Origin of the sequence: Patulibacter defluvii (assembly GCF_034096925.1) — a bacterium.
Lineage (GTDB): Bacteria > Actinomycetota > Thermoleophilia > Solirubrobacterales > Solirubrobacteraceae > Patulibacter > Patulibacter defluvii.
Genome location: NZ_JAWZSQ010000002.1, coordinates 248,341 through 273,881 on the forward strand (window position 1 = coordinate 248,341; position 25,541 = coordinate 273,881).

General features: G+C 74.8%; 21 protein-coding genes. 14 read left to right on the forward strand and 7 right to left on the reverse strand.

What is annotated here, in order from left to right; all coding sequences use genetic code 11:
- Window positions 1-69 precede the first annotated feature (69 nt).
- Complete coding sequence (locus SH587_RS03285; protein WP_320669132.1) at window positions 70-1,323, forward strand: serine hydrolase domain-containing protein; 1,254 nt, start codon at window positions 70-72, stop codon at window positions 1,321-1,323.
- Here SH587_RS03285 and SH587_RS03290 read toward each other — a convergent pair.
- The 4 genes from SH587_RS03290 to SH587_RS03305 all read right to left on the reverse strand — a co-directional run bounded on the left by SH587_RS03290 (window position 1,320) and on the right by SH587_RS03305 (window position 5,917).
- On the reverse strand, window positions 1,320-1,922 hold the full coding sequence (locus SH587_RS03290) for a GNAT family N-acetyltransferase (protein WP_320669133.1): 603 nt from the start codon (window positions 1,920-1,922) through the stop codon (window positions 1,320-1,322). The two genes, SH587_RS03285 and SH587_RS03290, sit on opposite strands and share 4 nt — an antisense overlap.
- A gap of 156 nt (window positions 1,923-2,078) precedes the next feature.
- The gene (locus SH587_RS03295) at window positions 2,079-3,278 is read right to left on the reverse strand and encodes a calcium-binding protein (RefSeq protein WP_320669134.1); all 1,200 of its coding nucleotides are present in this window, start codon (window positions 3,276-3,278) and stop codon (window positions 2,079-2,081) included.
- Between the two features lie 154 nt (window positions 3,279-3,432).
- Window positions 3,433-4,767, reverse strand: a complete 1,335-nt coding sequence (locus SH587_RS03300; RefSeq protein WP_320669135.1) for a citrate synthase — start codon at window positions 4,765-4,767, stop codon at window positions 3,433-3,435.
- A gap of 130 nt (window positions 4,768-4,897) precedes the next feature.
- Window positions 4,898-5,917: a LacI family DNA-binding transcriptional regulator gene (locus SH587_RS03305; RefSeq protein WP_320669136.1), complete on the reverse strand. Its 1,020-nt coding sequence runs from the start codon at window positions 5,915-5,917 to the stop codon at window positions 4,898-4,900.
- Between the two features lie 95 nt (window positions 5,918-6,012).
- On the opposite strand from SH587_RS03305, the gene SH587_RS03310 reads away from it, so the two are divergent.
- From SH587_RS03310 to SH587_RS03325, 4 genes are read left to right on the forward strand one after another with little or no spacing between them, the layout of a single operon-like run.
- Window positions 6,013-7,470, forward strand: a complete 1,458-nt coding sequence (locus SH587_RS03310) for an APC family permease (protein ID WP_320669137.1) — start codon at window positions 6,013-6,015, stop codon at window positions 7,468-7,470.
- Window positions 7,470-8,648 (forward strand): M24 family metallopeptidase, encoded by a 1,179-nt coding sequence (locus tag SH587_RS03315; RefSeq protein ID WP_320669138.1) that lies wholly within the window; start codon window positions 7,470-7,472, stop codon window positions 8,646-8,648. Before SH587_RS03310 ends, SH587_RS03315 begins: the two co-directional genes overlap by 1 nt.
- Before the next feature lie 30 nt (window positions 8,649-8,678).
- Window positions 8,679-9,644 (forward strand): agmatinase, encoded by a 966-nt coding sequence (gene speB, locus SH587_RS03320; RefSeq protein ID WP_320669139.1) that lies wholly within the window; start codon window positions 8,679-8,681, stop codon window positions 9,642-9,644.
- Window positions 9,641-10,918: a nitrilase-related carbon-nitrogen hydrolase gene (locus SH587_RS03325; RefSeq protein ID WP_320669140.1), complete on the forward strand. Its 1,278-nt coding sequence runs from the start codon at window positions 9,641-9,643 to the stop codon at window positions 10,916-10,918. The genes speB and SH587_RS03325 overlap by 4 nt, the downstream gene beginning before the upstream one ends.
- A gap of 7 nt (window positions 10,919-10,925) precedes the next feature.
- Here SH587_RS03325 and SH587_RS03330 read toward each other — a convergent pair whose 3' ends face one another.
- Together SH587_RS03330 and SH587_RS03335 are read right to left on the reverse strand one after the other, a co-directional pair.
- On the reverse strand, window positions 10,926-11,483 hold the full coding sequence (locus SH587_RS03330) for an Lrp/AsnC family transcriptional regulator (RefSeq protein WP_320669141.1): 558 nt from the start codon (window positions 11,481-11,483) through the stop codon (window positions 10,926-10,928).
- Window positions 11,484-11,489: 6 nt separating this feature from the next.
- Window positions 11,490-12,461 (reverse strand): agmatinase family protein, encoded by a 972-nt coding sequence (locus SH587_RS03335; RefSeq protein WP_320669142.1) that lies wholly within the window; start codon window positions 12,459-12,461, stop codon window positions 11,490-11,492.
- 172 nt (window positions 12,462-12,633) lie between these two features.
- On the opposite strand from SH587_RS03335, the gene SH587_RS03340 reads away from it, so the two are divergent.
- The 9 genes from SH587_RS03340 (at window position 12,634) to SH587_RS03380 (ending at window position 24,524) form a co-directional block, all read left to right on the forward strand.
- The gene (locus tag SH587_RS03340) at window positions 12,634-13,560 is read left to right on the forward strand and encodes a nitrilase-related carbon-nitrogen hydrolase (protein ID WP_320669143.1); all 927 of its coding nucleotides are present in this window, start codon (window positions 12,634-12,636) and stop codon (window positions 13,558-13,560) included.
- 53 nt (window positions 13,561-13,613) lie between these two features.
- Window positions 13,614-14,486, forward strand: coding sequence for a class I SAM-dependent methyltransferase (locus SH587_RS03345; protein WP_320669144.1), 873 nt, complete (start codon window positions 13,614-13,616; stop codon window positions 14,484-14,486).
- A 339-nt stretch (window positions 14,487-14,825) separates the two neighbouring features.
- Entirely contained in the window at window positions 14,826-16,172 is a 1,347-nt protein-coding gene (locus SH587_RS03350) for an MlaD family protein (RefSeq protein ID WP_320669145.1), read from the forward strand.
- Window positions 16,169-17,632 carry an MlaD family protein gene (locus tag SH587_RS03355; protein WP_320669146.1) on the forward strand — a complete coding sequence of 488 codons (1,464 nt, stop codon included), beginning with the start codon at window positions 16,169-16,171 and terminating at the stop codon, window positions 17,630-17,632. The genes SH587_RS03350 and SH587_RS03355 overlap by 4 nt, the downstream gene beginning before the upstream one ends.
- Window positions 17,629-19,011, forward strand: coding sequence for an MlaD family protein (locus tag SH587_RS03360; RefSeq protein WP_320669147.1), 1,383 nt, complete (start codon window positions 17,629-17,631; stop codon window positions 19,009-19,011). Before SH587_RS03355 ends, SH587_RS03360 begins: the two co-directional genes overlap by 4 nt.
- Entirely contained in the window at window positions 19,008-20,408 is a 1,401-nt protein-coding gene (locus SH587_RS03365) for an MlaD family protein (protein ID WP_320669148.1), read from the forward strand. Before SH587_RS03360 ends, SH587_RS03365 begins: the two co-directional genes overlap by 4 nt.
- A complete protein-coding gene (locus SH587_RS03370; protein ID WP_320669149.1) occupies window positions 20,408-21,781 on the forward strand; it encodes an MlaD family protein in 1,374 nt (457 codons plus the stop codon). The genes SH587_RS03365 and SH587_RS03370 overlap by 1 nt, the downstream gene beginning before the upstream one ends.
- Entirely contained in the window at window positions 21,778-23,250 is a 1,473-nt protein-coding gene (locus SH587_RS03375) for an MlaD family protein (protein ID WP_320669150.1), read from the forward strand. Before SH587_RS03370 ends, SH587_RS03375 begins: the two co-directional genes overlap by 4 nt.
- Window positions 23,251-23,339: 89 nt before the next feature.
- The gene (locus tag SH587_RS03380) at window positions 23,340-24,524 is read left to right on the forward strand and encodes a serine hydrolase domain-containing protein (RefSeq protein WP_320669151.1); all 1,185 of its coding nucleotides are present in this window, start codon (window positions 23,340-23,342) and stop codon (window positions 24,522-24,524) included.
- Window positions 24,525-24,610: 86 nt separating this feature from the next.
- Here SH587_RS03380 and SH587_RS03385 read toward each other — a convergent pair whose 3' ends face one another.
- The gene (locus tag SH587_RS03385) at window positions 24,611-25,489 is read right to left on the reverse strand and encodes an SDR family NAD(P)-dependent oxidoreductase (RefSeq protein ID WP_320669152.1); all 879 of its coding nucleotides are present in this window, start codon (window positions 25,487-25,489) and stop codon (window positions 24,611-24,613) included.
- Window positions 25,490-25,541 lie beyond the last annotated feature (52 nt).

The following is a 25,541-nucleotide window of genomic DNA, read 5'->3' on the forward strand; positions in this document are numbered from 1 at the left end:
ACGGTGGCAGGTCGGACGGCGGGGTGCCAGTCCCACGGCCACCGCCGCCGCGGCGGATAGCGTCCGCGCATGACGACCCAGCCACTCGCCGACCCCGGTCCCGTGACGGGCGCGCTGCCCGCCGGGGTCCAGGGGCACGTCGAGCCCGGCTTCGAGCCGCTGGCCCGGCTCTTCGGCCGCGTCTTCCGGGCGACCGGTCGCGGCGGCGGCTCGTTCGTGGTCCGGCGGCGCGACCGGGTGCTGGTCGACATCTGGGCCGGCAGCGCCGATCCGGAGCGGGGCGTCCCGTGGCGGCGCGACACGCTCGGGCTGTCGTTCTCGACCACCAAGGGCGTCGCCTCGACCGTCCTCCACCGGCTGGCCGACCAGGGCCGGCTGGACTACGACGAGCCGGTCGCGACCTACTGGCCGGCGTTCGCCGCCGGCGGCAAGGGCCGGATCACCGTCCGCCAGCTGATGACCCACCAGGCGGGCCTCGACCGGCTGCTGCCGATCGCGCCCGACCTGCCGTCGCTGCTCGACCACGTCGGGGCCGAGGAGCGGCTGGCCGCCCGCACGCCCGACCACCGGCCCGGCCGCTCGGCGTACCACTCGATCACCTACGGCTGGCTGGTCGGCGGGCTCGCACGGGCGATCACCGGCCGCGGGATCGACGAGCTGCTGCAGGACGAGGTCGCCGCGCCGCTCGGGGTCGACGGGCTCCACTTCGGCCGCCCGCGCGACGGCGGCGGCGACCGGGTCCCGCCGCTGATCGGGGCGATCGGGCCGCTGGTCGCCACCGTCCCCGTGCTCTCGGCGCTGCTGCCCGGCTTCGGCCCGCCCCGGCGGACGCTCGAATCGCTCTACACGCCGGCGATCAGCCGCGCCTTCAGCGGCCGCGACGCCCCCGCCCTCGACACCGTGATGCCGGGTGCCAACGGGCTCTTCACCGCCGAGTCGCTGGCCACGCTCTACGGCGCGCTGGCCAACGGCGGCACGGTCGACGGCCGCACGCTGCTCTCGTCGTCGACCGCCAGCCGGCTGGAGCGGGTCGAGTCCCGCGCGCCCGACCTGAACCTGCTGATCCCGATGATCTGGCGGCTCGGCTACCACCAGGCGTTCGTTCCCGGCAGCTGGCTGCCACGGGCCTTCGGGCACTTCGGCTACGCCGGCTCGGGGGCCTGGGCGGACCCGGCCTCGGGGGTCTCGGTGGCCTTCGTCACCAACCGCGTCTACCCCGCGCAGACGCCGTTCGGCGACCTGCTCCTCTACCGCCTGAGCCAGATGACGATCGCCGTCCTGCGGCGCCAGCGGCGGGAACGGGCGCGGGGGCGGGAGCGCTAGGCGGCGCGGCGGACGGCGGGCCGCCCGCCCGCGTGGCCACGGCGGCGCGCGGCCAGCCGCCGGCGGCTCGCCAGCCGCTCCAGCCGATCGTCGTGGGCGGGCAGCGGGGCGACCACCTCGTTGGTGATCCCCATCCGCGCGACGGTCAGCTCGCCGGCGCCGATCGTGCGGAAGAGCGCCTCCGACCCACGGTTGCCGGCCAGCATCGAGCCGCGGAGGGCGTCGATCCCGCGCTCGACGGCGAGGTCGGCGAGGGCGATCGCCAGCGCGCTGCCGAGCCCCTGGCCCTGGAGCGCGTCGGCGACGACGAAGGCCGCCTCCGCCTGGGACCGATCGGCCGGGTCGCGGATCCAGCGGGCGACGCCGAGGATCGCCTCCGGCCGCTGCGGGTCGACGGCGACCACCGCGACGTGGTCGACGAAGTCGACGTCGGTCAGGTAGCGGACGTCGCGGCTGGTCAGGGCCGGCTTGGCGCTCAGGAAGCGGTTGCGGACCGTCTCCTCCGACAGCATCCGGTGCGCCCGCCGCAGCAACGGCCCGTCCTCCGGCACGATCCGCCGCAGCAGCACGGTGGTTCCGTCGTGGAGGGGCAGGAGCACGCTCCCAGCGTTTCAGCGGTGAAACGGTTTGGCGGTGGCCGCCGTCACACGACGCCGGGCCGCCCGGGTGGCATCGGTCACAGATCGTTCGACGAGCAACCGTTGGGAACCGCAACGATGACGCCGGCGTCACCGTTGCGGCCTCCAGAGCCCGGTTCAGCGGACGGTGACGGCCCGCCCCGCGACCGGGGCGGTGCCCTTCGGCGCGATCACCAGCGTCGCCCGGCGGGCGGGCTGGCGGCGCGGCTTCACCGTCACCGTGGCGCGGGCGCCGCGGCGGAGCCGGTAGCCGGCCCGGGCCAGCGCGCGGCCGTCGGCGGTGGTCAGGCGGACGCTGCCGGCACAGGTGCCGCGGCTGGTCCGCGGGCAGCTGAGCGCGATCGCCACCCGCTTGCCGCGGTAGCGGAGCCTGGTCGAGCGCAGCGCCGGCGCCAGCACGACCTTCTCGCAGTCCTTGCTCAGCACGTCCCCCGCGTCGGCCTGGGCGACGTCAGCGCCGTCGCCGCACTCGACCCGGTCGCCGCCGCTGCCGTCGAGGGCGTCGAGCGTGTCGCTGCCGCCCCAGCCGCGGAGCACGTCGCGTCCCCCGCCGCCGGTCAGCCGGTCGTCGCCGCCGGCGCCCTCCAGCCGGTTGGCGGTCGCGCTGCCGGTCAGCCGGTTGTCGTTGTAGGCGCTGCCGACGACGTTCTCGACGTCGGCGTGGACGTTGTCGCCCTCGCCGGCGGTGCCGTCGTTCGGCTGGTCGTCGAGCGTCACCGTCAGGCCGCCGCGGGCGCCGACCTGCTGGTAGTCGACGGTGTCGGTGCCCGGGCCGCCGCGGACGACGCCGCCGGGCGCCGGGCTCGGCGGGCCGCCGGTGCTGGTGACGTAGTCGGGCGAGAGGATGTCGTCGCCGGGGCCGCCGTCGAGGTCGATCCGCGCGTCGAGACCGCCGAGCGCGTCGTTGCCCGGCCCGCCGCGGACGACGGCGGTCGCCGGCGAGTCGCCCTCGTCGTAGAGCTTGACGTCGTCGTCGCCGTCGCCGACGTCGATCCGGAAGCCGGTCGGGCCGCCGACGTCGCAGATCGTTCCGACGACGTCGGCCGGCCGGCAGCCGGGGCCGGTGGCCAGCGGCGCGCCGTCGTCGCTCAGGTAGCCGGCCCAGTTCGGGCGCGAGAGGATCCCGCCCGGCTGCGAGGTGCCGGCCCGCAGCTGGTTGCGCTCGCCGGCGCCGGCGGCGAAGACCACGTCGTTGCCGCTGGTGCTGACCGTGCCGGCCACGGCGGGAGCGGCGGCGCCGGTCGCGGCGGCGACCGCGAGCAGCAGCCCGCCCGCGGTCCACAGCGGGCGCGGCGGGCGGGGAACGGTGGGGGACATCGGGCCTCCGGGGGGTCGGGACGAGGCGGGCTCCGCCAATCTAGGCGATCCCCGCGACGGCGTACGCGGGTTCCCGGACCGCGCCGTCCGACCCACCGACGAGAAGCGCCCGCCGGATCGGCGGGCGCTCGGTGACGCGGGGCGGGATCCAGCCTCAGCCGCGCTGGTCGATCGGCACGTAGTCGCGCGTGCGATCGCCGGTGTAGATCTGCCGCGGACGGGCGATCTTCTGCTCCTTGTCCTGCACCATCTCCAGCCACTGCGCGACCCAGCCGGGGGTGCGGCCGATCGCGAAGAGGACGGTGAACATCTCGACCGGCAGGCCGAGCGCCTCGTAGATCAGGCCCGAGTAGAAGTCGACGTTCGGGTAGAGCTTGCGCTTGACGAAGTAGTCGTCCTCGAGCGCGATCCGCTCCAGCTCCTGGGCGACGGCCAGCAGCGGGTTGGTCGTCCCGGTCGCCTCGAAGACGTCGTCGACGGCCTTCTTGATGATCTTCGCGCGCGGGTCGAAGTTCTTGTAGACCCGGTGGCCGAAGCCCATCAGCCGCTCGTTGCCGGCCTTGACGCCCTCGATGAAGCCGGAGACGTTCTCGACCGAGCCGATCCGCTTGAGCATCTCCAGCACGCTCTGGTTGGCGCCGCCGTGGAGCGGGCCGTAGAGCGCACCGACGCCGGCGGCGACGGCGGAGTACGGATCGACCTGCGACGAGCCGACCGAGCGCACGGCCGAGGTCGAGCAGTTCTGCTCGTGGTCGGCGTGCAGGATCAGCAGCACGTCGAGCGCCTTGGCGATCCGCGGATCGGCCTGGTACTTCAGCTCGGCGATCTTGAACAGCATGCCGAGGAAGTTCTCGGCGTAGTTCAGGTCGTTGTCCGGATAGACGTAGGGCATGCCCTTCGCGTGGCGGAAGGCGAACGCCGCCAGCGTCGGGACCTTGGCGATCAGACGGACGATCTGCTCGTAGCGGACCTGCTCGTCGTGGATCTCCTTGGCCTCCGGGTAGAAGGTCGAGAGCGCCGCCACCGACGCCTGCAGCATGCCCATCGGGTGGGCGTCGTAGCGGAAGCCCTCCACGAACGACTTCACGTTCTCGTGCACGAACGTGTGGGTCGTGATCGCGTGGGTCCACTCGTCCAGCTGCTGCTTGGTCGGCAGCTCGCCGAAGATCAGCAGGTAGGCGACCTCGAGGAACGTCGCCTGCTCGGCGAGCTGCTCGATCGGGTATCCCCGGTACTCGAGGATCCCCCTGTCTCCGTCGATGAAGGTGATCGCCGACCGGCACGACGCCGTGTTCGTGTACGCCGGGTCGTACGTCATGAGGCCGAAGTCCTCGTCGTCGACCTTGATCTGGCGCAGGTCCATCGCCCGGACGGTGCCGTCGGTGATGGGGACCTCGTAGCTCTTCCCCGTGCGGTTGTCGACGACGGTCAACGACTCCTGCGCCGTGGCTACCGACGTCGTGCCTGCCGACTCCTGGGTCTCGCTCATGGGGCTCCTCGTTCGTTCCCTCCGCGTGCGGGCCCAGTCTATGAGGTCCGGCTCCACAACTCGTTGTGATGGGGGAATACGTCACCCCGTTCGTCCGGGACCGCCGTCCGCGTCGCGCGCGGTCGAGTTGCTACGCGCCAGAACGGGCGGTCGAGGCGCGCGCGGCGATCTCCGCCGGGACCAGCACCCGCCGTGGCGCCTGCGCGCCCTCGAGCTCGTCGGCCAGCAGGTCCATCGCCAGCTGGCCGATCCGCGTGCTGTGCAGGCGGCAGGCGGTGATCGTCGGCGCGACCGAGCGCATCGCCTCGCTGTCGACGGTCGAGGCGATCCCCAGGTCCTCGGGCACCCGCAGCCCGGCGGCGGTCGCGGCGCGCAGCGCGCCGAGGGCGAAGATGTCGAAGGTGGCGTAGATCGCGTCCGGTCGCGGCCGCCGCGAGAGCAGGTCGGCGGCGCCGGCGATCGCGCGCTCGGCGGTCGGCGTGCCGCGCATCTGGACCAGCAGCTCGGGCGTGTCGTGCTCGGCGATCCAGGCCCGGTAGCCGCGGACCAGGTCCTGGGCGTAGGAGTGCGACGAGCTGGTGGTCAGCAGCGCCGGTCGCTCGTAGCCGGAGGCGACGAAGTGGTCGAGCACCAGCCGGGTCAGCGTGACGTGGTCGTTGTCGACCCACGACGCGTCGCCGGCGGCCTGCATCGGCCGGCCGGTCGTCACCACCCGCCGGCCGCGGGCGCGGAGGGTCGAGAAGAGGACGTCGTTGCGGCCCGGGTCGATGATCAGCGCCCCGTCGACGGCGAGCGCGTCGGCGGCGGGGGCGGAGATGCTGGTCGGGGTCAGCATCGGCACGTAGCCGCGCGCGAGGGCGGTCGCGGCCGCGCTGTTGAGGACCTCGATGTAGTAGGCCGAGTCCGGCACCAGCAGCCGGCCGGCGGGGCCGGAGACCTGCAGCGCGACCGTCATGTGGCGGCCGGTCGCCAGGTTGCGGGCGTGGACGTTGGCCGAGTAGCCGAGCTCGGCGGCGACCTGGAGCACCCGCTCGCGGGTGTTCGGATTGACCCGGCCGGACCCGTTCAGGGCGTGCGAGACGGTCGCCTTCGAGACGCCTGAGCGGGCCGCGATGTCCGCGACCGTGGGTGGACGACTGGTGGAGGCCACGCGAGCGCCGAGCGTATCCGGGTGGACATCGGAAAGGCTTGACGCTAGTGTGCTGAACCGGTTCACCTGAACCGGTTCAGCAAGGAGGAGAGGTAATGGGAGAAGCAGACACCGGACCCGCCGGCGAGCGGCTCGTCCGCGACTTCACGCTCCGCTCGGCGGTGTCGATGGCGTTCGCGTTCGTGTCGCCGATCGTGGCGCTCTACACGATCTTCGCGATCGGTCTGTCGACCGTCGGCCCGGGCTTCTGGTGGGGCTTCCCGATCACGCTCGCCGGCCAGATGCTGGTCGCGCTGACGTTCGGGCAGCTCGCCTCCCGCTGGCCCTACGAGGGCAGCGTCTTCCAGTGGTCGCGGCGGCTGGTCGGCGACCGCTTCGGCTGGTTCGCCGGCTGGGCCTACATCTGGGTGCTCTCGATCGCGATGGCCGCGGTCGCCTACGGCGGGGCCGGCTTCGTCGCCCAAGTCGCCGGCGTCGACGGCGCCTCGCAGACCACCCTGGTCCTGATCGCGCTGGTGCTGCTGGCGCTCGCCACCTGGGGCAACACCCAGGGCCGGCACGTGATCAAGCTGGTCGTCGGCCTCTGCATCGCGGCCGAGGTGATCGGCTCGATCGGGATCGGCGTCTGGCTGCTGCTCTTCCACCGCGAGCACGGCCTCGGCGTCCTCACCGACGGCCTCTCCGCCGCGCCCGACGTCTCCTTCGCCTCGGTCCCGATCCTGCTCGCCGTCGCCTACGCCGGCTGGTCGTTCCTCGGCTTCGAGAGCGCCGGCTCGATCGCCGAGGAGGTCCGCGAGCCGGAGCGCGCCGTCCCGAAGGCGATGGCCGTCTCGCTGCTGGCCGTCGCCGGCGTCGTGATGTTCGCCAGCCTCGCGATCATCCTCGCCACCCCCGACTTCGCCGCCGTGACCAAGGGCGACGTGGCCGACCCGGTCGTGGCCACGCTCCAGGTCCAGCTCGGCGAGGACGTCACGCGGGTGCTGCTGTGCCTGTTCGTGATCGGCTTCTTCGCCAGCCTGCTGGCGATCCAGGCCGCCGTCTCGCGCGTGATCTGGGCCCTGGCCCGCGAGGGCCAGCTGCCGGCCTCGGGCTGGCTTCGGCGGCTCTCGGGCGAGGACCGGATGCCGACCCGCTCGATCCTGATCACGTTCGTGACCGCGGCGATCGTCTTCGCCTTCGCCGGCACCGACATCTACACGACGCTGATCACCTTCACGTCGGGTGGCTTCTACGTCGTCTTCACGTTCCCGGTGATCGGCCTCGCGATCGCCCGGATCCGCGGCCGCTGGCAGCCGGGCCCGTTCCTCTCCGGCCCGCTCGGGGTGGCGATCTCGTGGGCGGCGCTGCTGTGGCTGCTGGTTCAGACGATCAACATCGTCTGGCCGCGCGGCGGCGTCGAGTGGTACGTCGACTACGCCCCGTTCATCGTCTTCGCGCTGCTGGCCGTGATCGGCGCGATCGTCCGCCGGGCGACCGTCCGCGGACCGGTGGCGGCGCCGGGCGACCCGACCGCGCCGGGCCTGGCCCAGGCCGAGCCGGGAGCCGGCGACTGATGTTCGCCTGGCCGACGGTCGACGTCGACGCGCTGCGCGCCCACCGGCGCGCGCGGGTCGCGGCGACGATGGACGAGCTGGGCGTCGACCACCTGCTGCTGACCGGGCCCGACCAGATCCGCTACGCGACGGACTTCCGGGCCCAGATCATCAGCGAGGCGCACGACTGGTTCGCCGTCGTCGTCGACCGCGACGGCCTGGCCGACGTCTTCGGCCCCTCCGGCGGCGAGACCGTCCTGGACCCCTATCCCGACCTGCCGCAGGTCCGCGCCGAGCACCCGCTGCCCTCGTGGTCGCCGGCGGTCGGGCACCCCGGCGTCTGGGTCGCCGCGGTCGCCGCCGAGCTGCGGCGGCGCGGCGCCCACGCGGTCGGCTACGAGGGTCTCGACCCGGCGCTGCTGCTGGGCCTGGAGGAGGCGCTGCCCCACGTCGGCTTCCGGCCGGCGGCGACCGCGCTCTTCCTCGCCCGTCAGGTCAAGCACCCGATCGAGATCGAGCTGATCGGCGCGACCGCGCGGGTCAACGCGGGGGCGATGGCCGCCGCGCTCGACGCCGCGGCGGTCGGCGCGACCGACCACGACCTGCTGGCGGTGGCCAACGCCCACGCCCAGCGGATGGGCGCCGAGTTCCTGACCCACGCGGTCTGCAACGTCCGCAAGGGCACCGGCGACTGGTTCGCCCACGGCGCCCGGCTGCGCGCCAACGAGGCGTTCTTCTTCGACATCGGCTGCTACGGCCGCGGCGGCTACGCGTCGGACGCGGCCCGGACCGGCTTCGTCGGCGAGCCGCCGGCGGTCGTGGTCGCCGCCTACGAGCGGCTGCTCGAGGCCTACGAGGCGGTGATCGCCGCGGCTCGTCCCGGCGTCCGCGCCTCGCAGCTGGTGGCGACCGTCAACGACCACCTGGCCGGCCACGGCCTCGGCACCACCCCCTACGCGATCGGCCACGGCGTCGGGCTCCGCGGCTGCGAGCTGCCGACCCTCCACCGGCCCGACCTCGTCGACCGCGACGCGGCGCTCGAGGAGGGCTTCGTGATCGCGCTCGAGCCGGAGACGACCGTCCTCGTCGACGGCCGTCCGGTGGTCCTGAAGGTCGAGGACAACTTCGCCGTCGAGGCGAGCGGGCTGCGGCGCCTGACCGAGCCGCCGGCGCTGGAGCAGCTGATCCGCGCCGCCTGATCGCGGTCCAATCCCAACCAGAAGGTGAGCATGTCCGACCAGAACACCCCCTCGACGATGTGGAGCAGCCTGCTGCACGCCGGCCTCTCCGGCTCGTTCATGGGCTTCCCGCACGTGCCGGCCGAGACCGAGGCGCTGCGCGCGGCGGGGGCCGGCGCGGCGATCTACGGGATGCCGTGGGACGCGACCAACATCAGCCGCACCGGCGCCAACTACGGCCCGCGCGGGATCCGCGAGATCTCCTGCCAGTACACGCCGTTCCTGGCCCAGTACGAGTTCGACGTGGCCGCGGCGCTGAAGCCGGTCGACTGCGGCGACACCACGATCGCGCTGGCGAACCCGGAGCGGACCTTCGCCAACGCCGCCCACGACATCGGCCAGATCCTGGCCGCGGGCACGCTGCCGGTGACCTTCGGCGGCGACCACTCGATCACGATCCCGGCGGTGCGGGCGGTTCGCGAGCACGTCGCCGATCCGGGCCTGGTCCTGATCGACGCCCACCTCGACACCGCGCCGGACGTCGGCGGCGAGCTGCTGAACCACTGCTGCCCGGTCTCGCGCGCGGTCGACGCCGGGTTCGATCCGGCCAAGATCATCCTGATCGGGATCGGCGGCTGGATGAACCCCCCGGCCGAGCTGGACTTCTGCAAGCAGCACGGGATCACGATCGTCTGGATCGAGGACCTGTGGGAGCGGGGGACGGCCGACGTCGTCGCCCAGGCCCGCGAGGTCGCCGGCGCCGGCGACGGCATCTACCTGTCGTTCGACGTCGACTCGCTCGACGCCGCGCACGCGCCCGGCACCTGCTGCCCGACGCCCGGCGGCCTGACCTCGCGCGAGGCGATCGAGCTGGTCCGCGGGATCTCGTCCGGCGGCCTGGTCGGCGTCGACGTGGTCGAGACCGCCCCGAGCCTGGACGGCACCCCGAGCACCTCGCTGATCGCTGGCCGGGTGGCGCTGGAGGCGATGGCCTTCCACGCTGGGTGCGGGCGATGACCGTCCTGCGGGTGGCGCTGGGCCAGCTGGCCCCGACCCCGGGCGACGTGGCGGCCAACGCGGCCGTGATCGCCCGGATCGTCGCCGACCACCCGCAGGCGGACCTGGTCGTGCTGCCGGAGCTGTTCCTCCACGGCTACGACCCGGAGGGCGTGGCCGCGACGGCGACGACGGTCGACGAGCTGGCGGCGATCGTGGGACCGATCGCGGCCGGCTCGTCGACGGCGATCGTGCTCGGGTTCGCCGAGCGGCGGCCCGACGGCCGGGTCGCCAACGCGGTCGCGACGGTCGGTCCCGACGGGACGGTGGTCGGGACGTACCGCAAGACCCACCTCTTCGGCGACCGCGAGCGGGCCGCGTTCGCGCTCGGCGAGGAGCTGACGGTGACGCCGATCGGCGGCGTCGCCTGCGGGCTCTTGAACTGCTTCGACATCGAGTTCCCGGAGCCGGCGCGGGCGCTGGCCCAGGCCGGGGCGGGCCTGCTGGTGACCGCCTCGGCGAACATGGAGCCGTTCGCCGAGGTCCACCGGCTGGCGGCGCGCGCGCGGGCGCTCGACAACGGCCTGCCGCACGTCTACGTCAACCGGGTCGGCGAGCAGTCGGGCTACGCGTTCGTCGGCGGCAGCTGCGTGGTCGACGCCTACGGGACGGTGGTGGTCGACGCCGGTCCGGACGAGGGCGTGACGCTGGCCGAGGTCACCGTCGCGGCGCGGCCGGCGGGCGAGCAGTCGGACTACCTGGAGCTGCTGCGGCCGGGGCTGCCGGTGCGGGTGGCGGGCGCGGACGCCGGCGCCGTGGCCGGTCCGGACGGCGGCGCGGTGGTGCGGGCGAGCGGTCCGCGGGCGGCCCGCCACGCGGCGCTGGCGGAGCAGTTCTACGCCGAGTTCTGGAACGCCGGCGACGAGGCGGCGGCCGACCGGCTGGTGGCGGAGGACCTGGTCCACGCCCAGTTCCCGGCCGACTGGCCAGGCGGTCGCGAGGGCTTCAAGCGGCTGGTGCGGACCTGGCGCCAGGCGTTCCCCGACATGACCGAGGAGGTGACCCTGCTGATCGCCGGCGACGATTGGGTCGCGTCCCGCTTCGTCCTCCGCGGCACCCACCGCGGCGACTTCTACGGGATCCCCGGGACCGGCCGCGCGATCGAGATCGCCGGTGTCGACCTGCTCCGCTTCGCCGACGACCGGATCGCGGAGTGGATCTACCACGAGGACACGCTCGGGATCTTCCGCCAGCTCGGCCGGACGCCCGAGGACTGGGGCGCGGTGGCGCAGTAGCGGGCGCCTACGGCCGTCCCCCGCCCAGCTGCTCGCGCGGGGTGGGGTGGGCGATGCTGACGCCGGGTGGGCGCTCGGCGGGCGGCTCGGGGGCCTCCCACTCGTAGCCGAACTTGGCGATCCGGAGGACGTTGAACGACTCGACCGCGGTCACCCCGTCGAGGTGGCCGAAGGTCGAGATCAGCAGGTCGGCCAGGTGCTCGCTGGAGCCGACGAAGGCCTCGGCCAGCAGGTTCCACGGCCCGGTGGTGATCGCCAGGTAGCGGACCTCGGGCAGCGCGCGGACCGCGGCGGCGACCTCCTCGACCCGCGACAGCTCGACCCGCAGGCCGATGTAGATGCAGGTCCGCAGGCCCATCCGGTCGGGATCCACCACCGGCACGACGCGCAGCCCGCGCTCGTCGCCCAGCCGCTGGATCCGCCGCCGGATCGTCTTCTCGCCGACGCCCAGCCGCCGGGCGATCTCGGAGTTCGCCATCCGCCCGTCCTCGCGCAGGCAGGCGAGGATCGCCCGGTCGGTGGCGTCGAGCTGCTCCTGGGGATCGTCGTCGGGCGGGGTGGACACGGGGGCCTACAGGTGGTGCTTGGCGTGGGCGTAGAGCATCTGGGACAGGACCTCCCAGACCAGCCGGGCGGTCGCGCCGCTGGGATCGTACGCGGGCGCGACCTCGACGTTGTCGATCGCGGTCAGGCCGCGCTCGCCGATCATCCGCGCCACCTGCAGGATCTCGTGGCTGGTGAAGCCGCCCGGCTCGGGCCCGGTGGTGCCGGGGGCGAAGCCGGGATCGACGGCGTCGGTGTCGAAGGTGACGTAGACCCCGTCGACGCCGTCCCAGACCCGGTCGAGCACCTCCTCGAAGGTCTCGACCACGCCCCGCTCGCGGACCACGTGCATCGGGTAGGTCGGGATCCCGCGCTCGCGGACCGCCGTCCACCAGTCGGGCACGTTGATCGTGCCGCGGACGCCGACCACGGCCATGTTCTCCGGCGCCAGGTTCGGCAGCTCGCTGGCGCGGACCAGGCCGCTGCAGTTGCTCTGCCGCTCGCCGCCGATCTCGTCGCCGGCGTCGAGGTGGGCGTCGATCTGCAGGTAGCCCATCTTCTTGTCGGGACCGAGGTGCTCGGAGAGCGCGCGGGCGCCGGGAATGCAGAGCGAGTGGTCGCCGCCGATCGCGATCGGGATCGCCCCCGCCCGCAGCACCTTCAGGATCTCGGCCTGGACCAGCTCGTGGGTGCGGACGACGTTGCCGATCGCCAGCGGGACGTCGCCGCAGTCGACCAGCCCGTAGGCGTCGAAGAGGTCGATGTCCCACTCGAACGACCACGGGAAGCACATGTTCGAGGCGATCCGGACGGCGCGCGGGCCGTTGGCCGAGCCGGGCCGCTCGATCGCGGCGTTGGCGCCGTCGAAGGGGAAGCCGAGGAAGGCCGCGCGGGCGCCGCTGGCCGCCAGCTGGTCGGTCGGCACGTGGGGCGCCCCGAGGGCCGAGATCACCCCGCTGGTGATGCTGCCGAAGGACTCGTGCGCGGAGGTCTGGGTCATGGGGGCTCCCGGGTCGTGGTCGTGGCGGCGATCGCTGGCGCCGCCGAGGACGATAGTCGGACATCTTGTCACGATCAAGGCGCAGATTCGGCACTGAATTGGCGCAATTTGTGCCTGAATTGGGACAGAATCGGCTTGCGGAGGGCCGGATCGGCGAGCTACTATCGACCCCATGGAGCTGCTCGTCGCCCCCGAGATCCCGGCGTCCCCGGCCCGCACCCGCCCGCCCGAGCGTCGACCGTTGCGGGTCGGCGCCGTGCAGCTGGCCTGGGACCCCGATCCCGCCGCCCACCGGGCCGCGCTCGAGCGCGGCATCCGAACCGCGGCCGAGGCCGGGGCGGAGGTCGTCTTCCTGCAGGAGCTGACGCTGTCGCCGTACTTCGCGGTCACGCGCGATCCGCAGCCGCAGCGGGCCGAGCCGCTGCCCGGCGGCCCGACCAGCGAGTTCGCCACCCGGGTCGCGGCCGAGGTCGGGATCCACGTCCACGCGTCGCTCTACGAGCGGGCCGAGGACGGCGGGCTCGGCTTCAACACGGCGATCCTGGCCGCGCCCTCGGGCGAGCTGGTCGGCCGCACGCGCAAGCTCCACATCCCGGTCACCGCCGGCTACTACGAGGACCACCACTTCCGGCCCGGTCCGGCCGGCGAGGACGCGCTGCCGGTCTACGGCGTGGGCGAGGCGCGGGTCGGCCTGCCCACCTGCTGGGACCAGTGGTTCCCCGAGCTGGCCCGCGGCTACGCGCTGGCCGGAGCCGACCTGGTCGCCTACCCGACGGCGATCGGCAGCGAGCCCGACCACCCCGAGTTCGACACCGAGCCGCTGTGGCGGCAGTCGATGATCGGCCACGCGATCGCCAACGGGCTGTTCGTGGTCGCCGTCAACCGGACCGGGGCCGAGGGCGAGCTGACCTTCTACGGCTCCAGCTTCATCGCCGACCCCTACGGCCGGGTCCTGGTCCGGGCCCCGCGCGACCGGCCGGCGGTGCTGGTGGCCGACCTCGACCTCGACCAGCGCCGCGACTGGCAGGAGCTGTTCCCCTTCCTCGGCACCCGCCGTCCGGACGCCTACGGATCGCTGGTCGCGCCGGTCGCCGGCTGAGCCTCGATCGCGGTCGTTCGCGGCGCGCCCGGCGAGCGGGTACCTTCCCGCGCGTGCTCCCTGCTGCCACCGACCGGATCCTGGCCCTGCCCGACGACGCGCTGGTGCTCGACGTCGGGGGCTGGGCGGCACCGTTCAACCGCGCCGACTGGGTGATCGACGCGATGCCGTTCGCCACCCGCGGGAAGATGGGCTTCTCCTACGGCGGCGATCGCGAGCGGTTCGGCGACGACACCTGGGTGGTACGCGACATCTGCGCCCGCGAACCGTGGCCGTTCGAGGACGACCAGTTCGACCTCGTCATGTGCGTCACCACGCTCGAGGACCTGCGCGACCCGATCTGGGTCCTGCAGGAGATGAACAGGGTGGCGAAGGCGGGCTACCTCGAGGTCCCCTCGATCCTCGGCGAGCTGGTCTGGCGGCTGCCGGGGGAGGGGCCCTACGTCGGCAACCGCCACCACCACTGGTTCTGCCGGATCGAGGGCGCCGGGCCGAGCGTTGAGGGGGTCGCCGACGCCGGGCCCGACGGGGCGTCGATCACCTTTATCCACAAGCAGCACTCGGTCCACAACGACCGGACCGTGCGGGTGACGCCGTCGATGGCCCGCGAGCTGGCCGTCCACGAGTACCTGCAGGGCCTCTTCTGGACCGGCGAGCTGGCGACGAGCGAGCAGCTGCTGATCGGCGAGACGCTCCACGAGGAGCTGCGGGCGACGGTCGCCGCGCGGTTCCCGGCGACCGCGGCCGAGCGGGGGCTGCGGCGGGTCGAGCGGGCGCTCACCGGCCGCGCCGAGCAGGCGCTGGCGCCGGTCCGGCGGGCGGTCGGCGGCCGCATGCGCCGCGCCCGCGGCGGCCAGATCCCGCCGGTGCCCGAGATGCTCGACCGCCACGTGCGCCCGGGCCTCGGCCAGCCCCGCGACGACTGATCGCGGGGCGGGGCGGCGGGGCGAACGTCGCACGCCACCCACCTTCCCGCTGCCGTGCGACGTTCGCCACCGAGGGTGACGGCCAACGTCGCACGCCTCGGGCGGCTCCGCCGGGCGTGTGACGTTTCGCCCCCGGCCGGCCGCTGGCGCCGCCGGCCGCCCTTGGCGGACTTGCACTCGCGAGTTACAGATCTGTAAGTTTGTCGCGTCGCCGCTCGATGGGCGCCGGGGCACGGTGCGGGCGCGACGCCAGGAGGGGGAGATGCAGCGCCAGGCGCAGCGGCCGACGGCCGCCCACGACGAGCAGGCGGGTCGGCCGACCGCGTGACCCCTGCACGGATGATCTCGGTCGTCGCCCTGGTCGCGGCGGTCGTCGTCGCGGCCGTCGTGCTGCTCGGCGGCGGCGGTGGGGCGACCTACCGCGTGGTGCTGCCGAACGCCGGTCAGCTGGTCGACGGCAACGAGGTCCAGATCGGCGGCCGGCGGGTCGGGCTGGTCTCCGAGATCGGGATCACCGACGACCTCCGGGCCGAGGTCCGCTTCCGGATCGACGACGACGCCGCCCTCCCGCTCCACGAGGGCACGACCGCCGCCGTCCGCGCCGTCTCGATGTCGGGCATCGCCAACCGGGTCGTCTCCGTCAGCCCTGGCCCCAACTCCGCTCCCGCGCTCGCCGACGGCGCCACCCTCGACGCCGACGACGTCACCCCCGCCGTCGACCTCGACCAGCTCTTCGACAGCTTCGACCCCGCCACCCGCCGCGGCTTCCAGCGGCTCTTCCGCGGCGGCTCACGGACCCTGGCCGGCCGCGAGCGCGACGCCAACCGCTCGCTCCGCTACCTGCCGACGATGCTCCAGAGCAGCGGCCGGCTGTTCGACGAGCTGGCCCGCGACCAGCAGACGCTCGACCGTTTCCTGGTCAGCGGCGCGCGGGTGGTCGGCGCGCTCGCCGCCGAGCGCGACAGCCTGACCGGCGCGGTCAGCCACACCCGCGCCACGATGGCGGCGATGGCCGACGAGGGCGCCGCCCTCGAACGGTCGCTCGACCGGCTGCCGGGCAGCCTCGGCCGCGCCTCGACCACCTTCGCCGACGTCCGCCGCACGCTCGACCGGCTCGACCCGCTGGTCGCCGCCTCGAAGCCGGCCGCCGCCAAGACCCCGCCGCTGCTGCGCGATCTGCGCCCGCTGGTCGCTGACCTCGTCCCGACCGTCTCCGGCCTCCGTCGCCTGGCCCGCGACCGCGGCCCCGACGACGACCTGGTCGAGCTGCTGCGGGCCACGCCGCCGCTGGCCGACGCCGCCACGCCGGCTCTGCGCAACGGCCGCCGCGCGGCCGCCGCCAGCCGCCCGGTCGCCGGCTTCATCCGCCCCTACGCGCCCGAGATCGTCGGCTGGGCCCGGACCTTCTCCGGCGCCACCGCCAGCTACGACGCCAACGGCCACGTCGCCCGCACCCAGGGCATCTTCAACGGCAACACCGTCACCGACTCGAAGCTGCTCGGCGACAGCCTCCGACGGCTGCTCGGCCTGACCGGCCCGCTGACCGGGCTCTACTCGGACGACAACCGCGCCGTCCGCCGCTGCCCCGGCGCCAACGCCCAGACCCTGCCCGACCGCTCCAACCCCTTCCGCGACGCCGACGGCACGCTCGACTGCGACCCGAAGGCGGTGCTGCCCGGATCATGAGGCGGCGGCTGCTGACGATCGCGGCGCTCGCCGCCCTGCTGCTGGCCGTGGCCGCCGCCGCGCTCGCCGCCGACGGTGGCGACGGCGACGGCCAGGGCGACGACGGCAGCTACCGCGTCCGCGCGACCTTCCGCAACGCCTTCGCGGTCGTCGCCGACGTCGACGTCCGGGTCGCCGGCGCCCGCGTCGGCAGCGTCGAGTCGGTCGACGTCGACGGCCGCGGCCGCGCCGTGCTGGTGCTGCGGATCGACGACCCCGGCTTCCAGGCCTTCCGGACCGACGCCGAGTGCGCGATCCTGCCGCAGTCGATCATCGGCGAGCGCTACGTCGACTGCCGCCCGACCCAGGCCCGAGCGCCCGACAGCCCGGCCCCGCCGCTGCTGCGGACGATCGACGTCGACGGCCAGCCGCAGCACCCGCTGCCGGTCGAGCGGACCAGCCAGCCGATCGACCTCGACCTGGTCGGCAACATGTGGCGCGAGCCGCAGCGGGCGCGGCTGGCCGTGATCCTCAACGAGCTGGGGATCGGCCTGGCCGGTCGCGGCGAGGACCTGGACGACGCGCTCCGCGCCGCCCTTCCTGGCCTCCGCGACAGCAACCGCGTGCTCGAGCTGATCGCCGGCCAGACCCGCGCCCTGCGCCAGATGGTCACCGACGGCGAGCGCGCGCTCGAGCCCGTCGCCCGCTCGCGCGAGCGGCTGGTCGGCTTCCTCCGTCGCTCGGCCGACCTCCAGGAGGCGATCCTCGAGCGTCGCGGCGATCTCGACGAGAACCTGCGCCGGCTGCCGGCGACCCTGCGCCAGGTGACGCCGGCGATGGACGACCTGCGGCGGATGAGCGACCGGACCGTGCCGACCGTCGCGCGACTGCGCCGGACCGCGCCGACCGCGACCGCGCTGCTGCGCTCGATGCGCGAGTTCTCGCGCACCGCGACCGCCCCGATGGTGCGGCTCGGCGCCGTCTCGGCGCGGGCCCGGCGGGCGCTCGTCGCCGCCGATCCGGTCGTCGCCCAGCTGGAGCGGCTGACCACCAAGGCCGCCCCCGTCCTGCGCACCGCCCGCGCCCTCGCCGAGTCGCTGCGGACCAGCGGCGGCAGCAAGCGGCTGCTCGACTACTCCTTCTACCAGGGGATGGCGATCAACGGCTTCGACGACGTCGGCCACTACCTGCGCGCGCTCGCCGTCCTCACCCGCTGCTCCTCCTACGCCGAGGCGCCGGTCGCCGGCTGCGCCACCGGCACCGTCGAGCCGGGCACGCCGCAGACCAACCCGCCCGGCACCGTCCGCACCGCCGCCGAGGCGCTCGGACCGCGGGCGACGCTGAGCGACCGCCTGACCGCCCAGGTGCTCGACGGCACGCCGCCCGCGCGGCTGCTGCGCGGCGCCGATCGCGACCCGCAGCTGCGGGCGCTGCGCGAGCGGGTCCGCCAGGCCCGCGCGGCCGGAGGCGGTGGACGGTGAGGGTCCGCCGCTCCTCGCTCGCCGCCAGCCCGGTGCTGATCGGCGCCGCCACGCTGCTGGTCGCGATCGTCGCCGTCGTGCTGGCCTACAACGCCAACACCGGGCTGCCGTTCGTGCGCACCTACGACGTCCAGGTCGAGCTGCGCGACGGCCAGCGGATGACCCCCGGCAACGACGTCCGACTCGGCGGCGCCCGGATCGGGATGGTGACCGCGGTCGAGCCCGAGGTCCGGCGCGACGGGCGGCTGGTGGCGGTCGCCTCGCTCCAGCTCGACCGCGCCGCCGAGCCGCTGCCGGCCGACACCACCGTCCTGATCCGGCCGCGGTCGGCCCTCGGCCTGAAGTACGTCGAGCTGCGGCGCGGCCGCTCGCCGAGGACGCTGCCCGCCGGCGGTCGGCTGCGCGTCGAGCAGGCGGTCGAGGAGCCGGTCGACCTCGACCAGCTGGCCTCGGTCTACGACGCCCCGACGCGGGCCGCCTTCCAGCGCGGGATCGTCGCCTTCGGCAGCGGCCTGGCCGGTCGCGGCCGCGATCTCAACCGGCTGGTCGCCGTCCTGCCCGAGGCGTTCGAGCGGCTGTCGCCGGCGATGGCCAACCTGGCCGATCCGGCGAGCGAGCTGGCGGCGACCCTCCGCGCGCTGGCCCGGACCGCGGGCGAGGTGGCCCCGGTCGCCGAGACCCAGAGCTCGCTGCTGCGGCACATGGACGCCACCTTCAGCGCGCTCGCCGCCGTCGCCCGGCCGCACTTCCAGGAGCTGCTGCGGACCGGCGTCGCCACCCAGCGCTCGCTCCAGCGCGAGCTGCCGGTGGCGCGGCCGTTCCTGCGCCGCAGCGGCCGGCTGATGGCGCGGCTGGAGCCGGGGATCGCCGCGCTCGAGCGGGCCGCGCCGGTGCTCAGCGCCGCCTTCGACCGCGGCGTCGGCACCAACCGCCGGCTGCCGCGGCTGCTGGCCCCGCTCGACGACACGGTCGCCGCCGTCCAGCGGACGGCCGACGACCCGCTGGTCTCGCGTGGGCTGGCCGCCGCCGACCGGCTGGTCGACCGCGCGCGGCCGCTGGTCGACGCGCTCGGCCCGACCCAGGTCCGCTGCAACTACATCGCGCTCTTCGGCCGCAACGCCAGCTCGGTGATCGCCGAGGGCAACCAGTGGGGCACCTGGCAGCGCGCCGGCCTGATCCTGACCCCGATCTGGATGGCGCCCCGCGCCGACCCCGGCCCGCAGCTGCACCACAACGGCCTGCCGCACACCGGCCAGCCGGGCTCCGGCGGCGACTGCGAGGCCGGCAACGAGGGCTACCGGCCGGGCCAGATGATCGGCAACGTGCCCGGCATCCAGCGGACCGACAGCCGGCCGATGATCACCGGAGGCGCGAAGTGAGGCGGCGGCCGCTCTCCGCCCCGCCGCGCTCGCCGGTCCTGGCCGGGATCGCGACCCTGCTGCTGGCCGCCGTGATCGTCGGGGCGATCATGTTCAAGGACCGGCTGCCGGGCAGCAGCCCGCAGCGGCTGAACGCGGTCGTCGAGGACCTCGCCTCGCTGAAGTCGGGCGCGCCGGTGCGGGTCGCGGGCGTGACGGTCGGCAAGGTCGTGGCCGTCGACGGCGGGCCGGGCCGGACCTCGATCGTGCGGATGGACCTGGACGACCAGGCGCCGCCGATCCGCCGCGACGCCGAGCTGAAGATCCGGCCGCGGATCTTCCTCGAGGGCAACTTCCTGGTCGACCTGCACCCGGGCACCCCGGGGGCCGAGGCGATGCCCGACGGCGGCACGATCCCGGCCGCCAGCACCACCGTCGCGGTCCAGGTCGACCGCGTGATCGGCACCTTCCGGACGGCCACCCGCCGGCGACTGCAGGAGACGGTCCAGGGCTTCGGCAACGGGATCTCCAGCGACGCGACCGTGCTGGCGATGCGGAGCGTGATCGCCGACTCGCCGGTCGCGCTGCGGACCGGGGCGCTCTTGGCCGAGGCCAGCCGCGGCGACCGTCCCGGCGACCTGGCCGGGCTGGTGAGCGCGGTCGCGACCCTCTCCGACGCGCTGGCGCCGGAGGCGGCCCGGATCCAGGGGGCGGTCCGCGGCCTCGACCGCACGATGGGCGCGTTCGCCGCCGAGCAGGCCGGTCTGCGGGCGGCGATCCGGCGGCTGCCGGCGGTGCTGGAGCGCAGCGACGGGCTTCACCGCTCGATGGCCGGCGCGCTGCCCGGCGTGCGGCGGATCGCCGGCGAGCTGCTGCCCGGCGTCCGCGAGACGCCGGCCACGATCGACGCCGCCCGCCCGTGGGTGGCCTCGGCCCGCACGCTGGCCGGCAACGCGGCGCTCGGCGGCTGGGTCCGCGACATGCGCTCGGCCGTCCCCGACCTGATCGGCTTCGCCGACGACGGCACCGACTCGGCGCCGGGCGCGGACGAGATCGCCAAGTGTGTCGCGAACGTGATCGTCCCGGCCGGCAACGTGAAGATCCAGGACGGCCGCTTCAGCCTCGGGGTCGAGAACTACAAGGGCTTCTGGTACGGCATCTCCGGCGCCGCCGGCGAGTCGCAGAACTTCAGCGGCAGCGGCAACTACTCGCGGGTCGCGATCGGCGTCGGCCCGTCGCTGCTGCAGTTCGGCGCCGACGGCACCCTCGGCCAGCTGGCGCCCGGCGCGACCGACGCCGCCGTCGGCGTCCGCCCGGTCCGTCCCGCCCGCCGCCCGCCCTACCGCGACGACGTGGCCTGCTGGACCCAGCCGGTGCCCGACCCCAACAGCGCCGAGTCGGTGCGGGGGGTCGAGTGATGCGGCGGCTGCTGCGGGCCCACGGCGCGACCGTCGCGGTGATCGCCGGGCTGCTGGTGCTGTCGCTGGTCGTGACCGGCTACATCCTGGTCAACCAGCGGGTCGCGCTGCCCGGCTGGCTGCCGGGCGGGGCCGACCCGTACCGCACCTACAGCGTCGAGCTGTCGACCGCCCAGGCGGTCACGCCGGGCCAGGGCCAGCAGGTGCTGATCGCGGGCGTCGACGTCGGCGACATCACCGACGTGCGGCTGGAGCGGGGGATCGCCGTCGCCACGATCCGGGTCAAGCAGCGCCACGCGCGGCTGCTGCGCGAGGACGCGACCGCGCTGCTGCGGCCGAAGAGCGGGCTCTACGACATGAGCATCGAGCTCCAGCCCGGCAGCCCGCGGGCACGCCCGGCGCGCGCGGGGATGCGGATCCCCGACGCGCGGACGGCGACCAACGTCCATCTCGACGAGCTGCTGGCCTCGCTCGACAGCGACACGCGGCTGGCGATGCAGCTGCTGCTGGAGGGCTTCGGCCGCGGCCTCCACCGCGACGGCCGCCACCTGGCCACGACCCTCGAACGACTCTCGCCGCTGACCCACAACATGCGCCGGATCGGTGCCGCGATGGAGGACCGTCAGCGCCAGGTGCGGCGATCGGTGACGGTTCTGCGGCGGGTCGTCGACGCGCTGGCGGAGCACCGCGGCGACGTCGTCCGCGCGGTCCGCACCAGCGACGGCGTGCTCGGCACGATGGGCAGCCGCGAGGCCGAGCTGCGGGCCGCGCTGCGCGAGCTGCCGGCGACGCTGGCGGCGACCGAGGGCGCGCTCGGCTCGGGCACGCGGCTGGCCGACGAGCTGCGGCCGGCGACCGCGGCGCTTTCGCCGCTGGCGCGCGAGCTGGCCCCGAGCCTGCGGGCCTCGCGGCCGTTCCTGCGCCGGACCGAGCCGGTGGTCCGCCGCCAGCTGACGCCGTTCGCGCGCGACACCCGGCGGCCGACGCGGCGGCTCCAGGACATGGCCCAGCGGGCGCACGAGATCCACCCCGACAGCGACGCCCTCAGCGAGGAGACCCGCCGGCTCCTCAACATGATCGCCTACGACCCGCCGGGCAAGGAGCGGGGCTTCCTCTTCTACCAGCTGTGGGTCAACCAGAACCTGCCCTGGGTCTACAGCACCAAGGACGCCCACGGCCCGATCCGGCGCACGCGGCTGAACCTCAGCTGCTCGTCGCTGGCGACGCTGAGCCAGCTGGGCGAGGTCAACCCGTCGCTGGCCTTCCTCGGCACGCTGCTCGACCAGCTGGGGAAGACCAGCGCCTGCCCGCCGCCGACGCTCGAGGCGGAGGACGCCACCGGCGGTCCGCTGGCGAAGGGAGCCGGCCGGTGAACGTCCATCCGCCCTCGCCCGCGCGGATCGCCGTGATGGTGGCGTTCGCGCTCAGCTGCTTCGGGCTGCTGCTCTACCTGTGGACCGCGTTCGGCGGCCCGACGCCGCTGCGGCCGCAGGGCTACCGGGTCCACGTCAGCTTCGCCGAGGGCGCCCAGCTGGCGACCGAGTCGGACGTGCGGATCTCCGGCGTCTCGGTCGGCAAGGTCAAGCAGCTCGACCCGGACAAGCGCAGCGGCCGGACCGAGACGGTGCTGGAGATCGAGCCGCGGTTCGCGCCGCTGCCGGCCAACGTCCGCGCGACCCTGCGGGCGAAGACGCTGCTGGGGGAGACCTACGTCGAGCTGAGCGGCGGCCACCGGCGGGGCGCGGTGCTGCGCGACGGCGGCCGGATCGCCGATGCGCGCGTGCGGCCGACGGTCGAGTTCGACGAGCTGCTGCGGACCTTCGACCGCGAGACCCGGACCCACATGGGCCGCTGGATCCGCAGCGGCGCGCTGGCCCTCGACGGCCGCGCGGCCGACCTGTCGGCGGCGCTCGGCAGCTTCTCGCCCTTCGCCGACGACCTGACGTCGCTGATGCGGGTCCTCGACCAGCAGCGGCAGGCGGTCCGCGGGCTGGTGCGCGACAGCGGCCGGGCGTTCGGCGCGCTCAGCGAGCGGCAGGGCGAGCTGGCCGGGCTGATCGTCGACGGCGACCGGCTGATGGAGATCACCGACCGCCGCTCGTCGGCGCTCCAGGCGGCGATCCGCGCGCTGCCGCCGTTCCAGGCCGAGGTCCGCCGCACGGCCGACCGGCTGGGGCGGTTCGCCCGCGACACCGACCCGCTGGTGCGGCGGATGCTGCCGGTCGCGGCCGAGCTGACCCCGACGCTGCGCGACCTGGAGCGGCTGGCGCCGGAGCTGCGGGCGCTGTTCGTCGCTCTCGACCCGGTGATCGCCGAGTCGCGGCGCGGGCTGCCGGCGCTGACTCGGGTGGTCGACGAGCTGCGGCCGTGGATCGCCGGCGTCGAGCCGCTGCTGCGCGAGGTCAACCCGACGCTCGAGTTCCTGGGCCGCTACACCGGCGAGCTGCGCGGCTTCTTCGCCAACCCGGCCTCGGCGACCCACGCGACGACCAAGGGCGCCGGCGGCCGCCGGTTCCACTACCTGCGTCAGACGCTGCCGCTGAACCCGGAGAGCCTGGCGGTCTGGCCGACGCGCCTGGCGACCAATCGCGGCAACGCCTACGGCAACCCGGGCTGGATCGCCGACCCGCGGCGGATGACCGTCTTCGACGACCGCCCGTGCACCAGCGGCGCCCAGCCGGGTGGGATCCTCAGCGGGCTGCTGGCGACGCTGGTCGCGCGCAACGCCGGCAAGGAGGCGCCGCCCTGCCGGGTTCAGCAGCCGCAGGAGCTGGGCGGCCGCCGGACCGGCTTCCCGCAGGTCCACCGCGACCCGCCGGCGACGGTCCGCCCGGAGCGCTGAGCGGCGGCAGGGACGCGGGTGTCGCGCGGGCCCTGCGGCTTGTGCGGAAAGCCCATCCATGGCCGATTTCCGCCGGGTAGCGTCGCGCCATGGCCGAGTTCGATCCCGCTCCCGTCGACGCGCTGCTGCGAGAGGCGGTGGCGGGCGGCGCCCACGTCGGCGGCGTCGCGATCGCCGCCGACGCCGAGGGCGTGCTCTACGAGTCGCCGTTCGGGACGCTGGCCGCGGACGGGCCGGCGGTCGAGGCGTCGACCCCGTTCCGGATCGCCTCGATGACGAAGGCGCTGACCTCGACCGGGGCGCTGCAGCTGGTCGAGCGGGGCGCGCTCGACCTCGACGCGCCGGTCGCCTCGATCGTCCCGGCGTTCGGCGAGCTGCGGGTGCTGGAGGGCTTCGACGGCGACACGCCGCGGCTGCGGCCGCCGGCCAGCGCGGCGACGGTCCGCCAGCTGCTGAACCACACCGCCGGCTTCGGCTACAGCTTCCTGAACGAGAAGCTGGCCCGCTACCACGAGCTGACCGGGACGCCCGAGGCGCTCGCCTTCGATCCGAGCCTGCTGACCGTGCCGCTGGTCAACGATCCGGGGACGGTCTGGGAGTACGGGACGAGCACCGACTGGGTCGGGCGCGTGATCGAGGAGGTCAGCGGCCAGCGGCTGGACGCGTTCCTGGCCGAGAGCCTCTTCGGCCCGCTGGGGATGACGGCGACGACGTTCGTGGTCGACGAGGCGACGGCGGCGCGGCTGCCGCCGCTGCACTCGCGGATGCCCGACGGGACCCTGCAGCCCAACGGACTCGACGTGCCCCGCGATCCGGGCCTGATCAGCGGCGGCGGCGGCGCCTACTCGACGGCCGGCGACTACGCCCGCTTCATGCGCGCGCTGCTGCGCGGCGGCGAGCTGGACGGTGTGCGGGTGCTGGAGCCGGCCACCGCCGAGCTGCTCTTCACCCCCTCGCTGGACGGGATCGCGACGCCCGAGGCGATCCGCTCGGCCAACCCGCTGCTGTCGAACGACGTCGCCTTCCTGCCGCTGCCGCAGGACTGGGGGCTGGGCCTGCACCTGCTGCTGGTCGACGTGCCGGGAATGCGCCGCGCCGGCACCGGCGACTGGGCCGGCCTGACCAACTGCTACTACTGGATCGACCGGGCCAGCGGGGTCTGCGGCGCGGTCCTCGCACAGGCGTTCCCCTTCTTCGACCAGGGGATCGTCGGCACCGCGCTGGGGTTCGAGGGCGCCGTCTACGCCCAGGTCGGCGAGCGGGCGGCGGCCTAGACCCCGCTCGCCCGCCCTCCCGCTCGCGTGGCGGATAGCCCCCGCACGCCGGGGGTCAACCGCCACGCGAGGCCTGGGGGCGGGGGTCAGGCCGTCCCGCGGCGGTAGGCGGCGTGGAGCAGGGCGTCGGTCGCGGTTGGGGCGACGGCGACCATCACCGCCAGCGCCGCGCCCATCCGCGTGGTCAACCGCGCGGGCGAGGTCACGATCGCCTCCAGCACCAGCCGCGCGGCGTCGTCCGGGGTCTGGGCGGGGGCGTCGGCGAAGGCGGCGGTCGGCTCGATCATCGGCGTCCGCACCAGGCCCAGGTTGACCGTCGTGACGCGGATCCCGTGCGAGCGCTCCTCCAGCGACAGGCAGCGGGAGAAGCCCTCGAGCGCGGTCTTCGAGGCGGTGTAGGCGGAGAACCGCGGGACCCCGGCGTGGACGGCGGTCGAGAGCACGTTGACGATCCGCCCGCCGCCGCGCTCGCGCATCGCCGGCAGCAGCGCGAGCGTCAGGTCGACCGCGCCGAAGTAGTTGATCTGCATCGTCCGCCGGTAGTCGTGACCGCGCTCGACGCTCTGGGCGACCCGCCGGCGGATCGAGCGGCCGGCGTTGTTGACCAGCACGTCGACGCCGCCGTGGGCCGCCACCACGTCGGCCGCGAGCGTCGCCACCGCCGCGCTGTCGGCCAGGTCGCAGGGGCGGACCTCGGCCCGACCGCCGGCGGCGGCGATCTCGTCGGCGACCACGGCCAGCGCGTCGGCCGAGCGGGCGACGAGGAGGACGGTCGCCCCGGCCGCGGCCAGCCGCCGGGCGACGCTGGCGCCGACCCCGGACGAGGCGCCGGTGACGAGCGCCACCCGGCCGGCGACGGTCGCCGCCAGCGAGGGCGCGCGCAGCCGGCGCAGCGTGCGGCCGGGCGTGTTGGCGGGGCCGAACACCAGGCGGGCGATCGCGTCGGTGGGCAGGACGGTGGGCATCTGGGGCGGTGGTCTACCAGCGAGGGAAACAACATGCAAGCCAGACGGCTTG

Excerpts from the sequence above, each read along its gene's own strand:
- SH587_RS03370 (WP_320669149.1), top strand. The coding sequence starts at position 20,408 with ATGCGGCGGCTGCTGCGGGCCCACGGCGCGACCGTCGCGGTGATCGCC.
- SH587_RS03300 (WP_320669135.1), bottom strand. The coding sequence starts at position 4,767 with ATGAGCGAGACCCAGGAGTCGGCAGGCACGACGTCGGTAGCCACGGCG.
- SH587_RS03325 (WP_320669140.1), top strand. The coding sequence starts at position 9,641 with ATGACCGTCCTGCGGGTGGCGCTGGGCCAGCTGGCCCCGACCCCGGGC.
- SH587_RS03350 (WP_320669145.1), top strand. The coding sequence starts at position 14,826 with ATGATCTCGGTCGTCGCCCTGGTCGCGGCGGTCGTCGTCGCGGCCGTC.
- SH587_RS03310 (WP_320669137.1), top strand. The coding sequence starts at position 6,013 with ATGGGAGAAGCAGACACCGGACCCGCCGGCGAGCGGCTCGTCCGCGAC.
- SH587_RS03380 (WP_320669151.1), top strand. The coding sequence starts at position 23,340 with ATGGCCGAGTTCGATCCCGCTCCCGTCGACGCGCTGCTGCGAGAGGCG.
- SH587_RS03340 (WP_320669143.1), top strand. The coding sequence starts at position 12,634 with ATGGAGCTGCTCGTCGCCCCCGAGATCCCGGCGTCCCCGGCCCGCACC.
- SH587_RS03355 (WP_320669146.1), top strand. The coding sequence starts at position 16,169 with ATGAGGCGGCGGCTGCTGACGATCGCGGCGCTCGCCGCCCTGCTGCTG.
- SH587_RS03295 (WP_320669134.1), bottom strand. The coding sequence starts at position 3,278 with ATGTCCCCCACCGTTCCCCGCCCGCCGCGCCCGCTGTGGACCGCGGGC.
- SH587_RS03285 (WP_320669132.1), top strand. The coding sequence starts at position 70 with ATGACGACCCAGCCACTCGCCGACCCCGGTCCCGTGACGGGCGCGCTG.
- speB (WP_320669139.1), top strand. The coding sequence starts at position 8,679 with ATGTCCGACCAGAACACCCCCTCGACGATGTGGAGCAGCCTGCTGCAC.
- SH587_RS03315 (WP_320669138.1), top strand. The coding sequence starts at position 7,470 with ATGTTCGCCTGGCCGACGGTCGACGTCGACGCGCTGCGCGCCCACCGG.
- SH587_RS03335 (WP_320669142.1), bottom strand. The coding sequence starts at position 12,461 with ATGACCCAGACCTCCGCGCACGAGTCCTTCGGCAGCATCACCAGCGGG.
- SH587_RS03385 (WP_320669152.1), bottom strand. The coding sequence starts at position 25,489 with ATGCCCACCGTCCTGCCCACCGACGCGATCGCCCGCCTGGTGTTCGGC.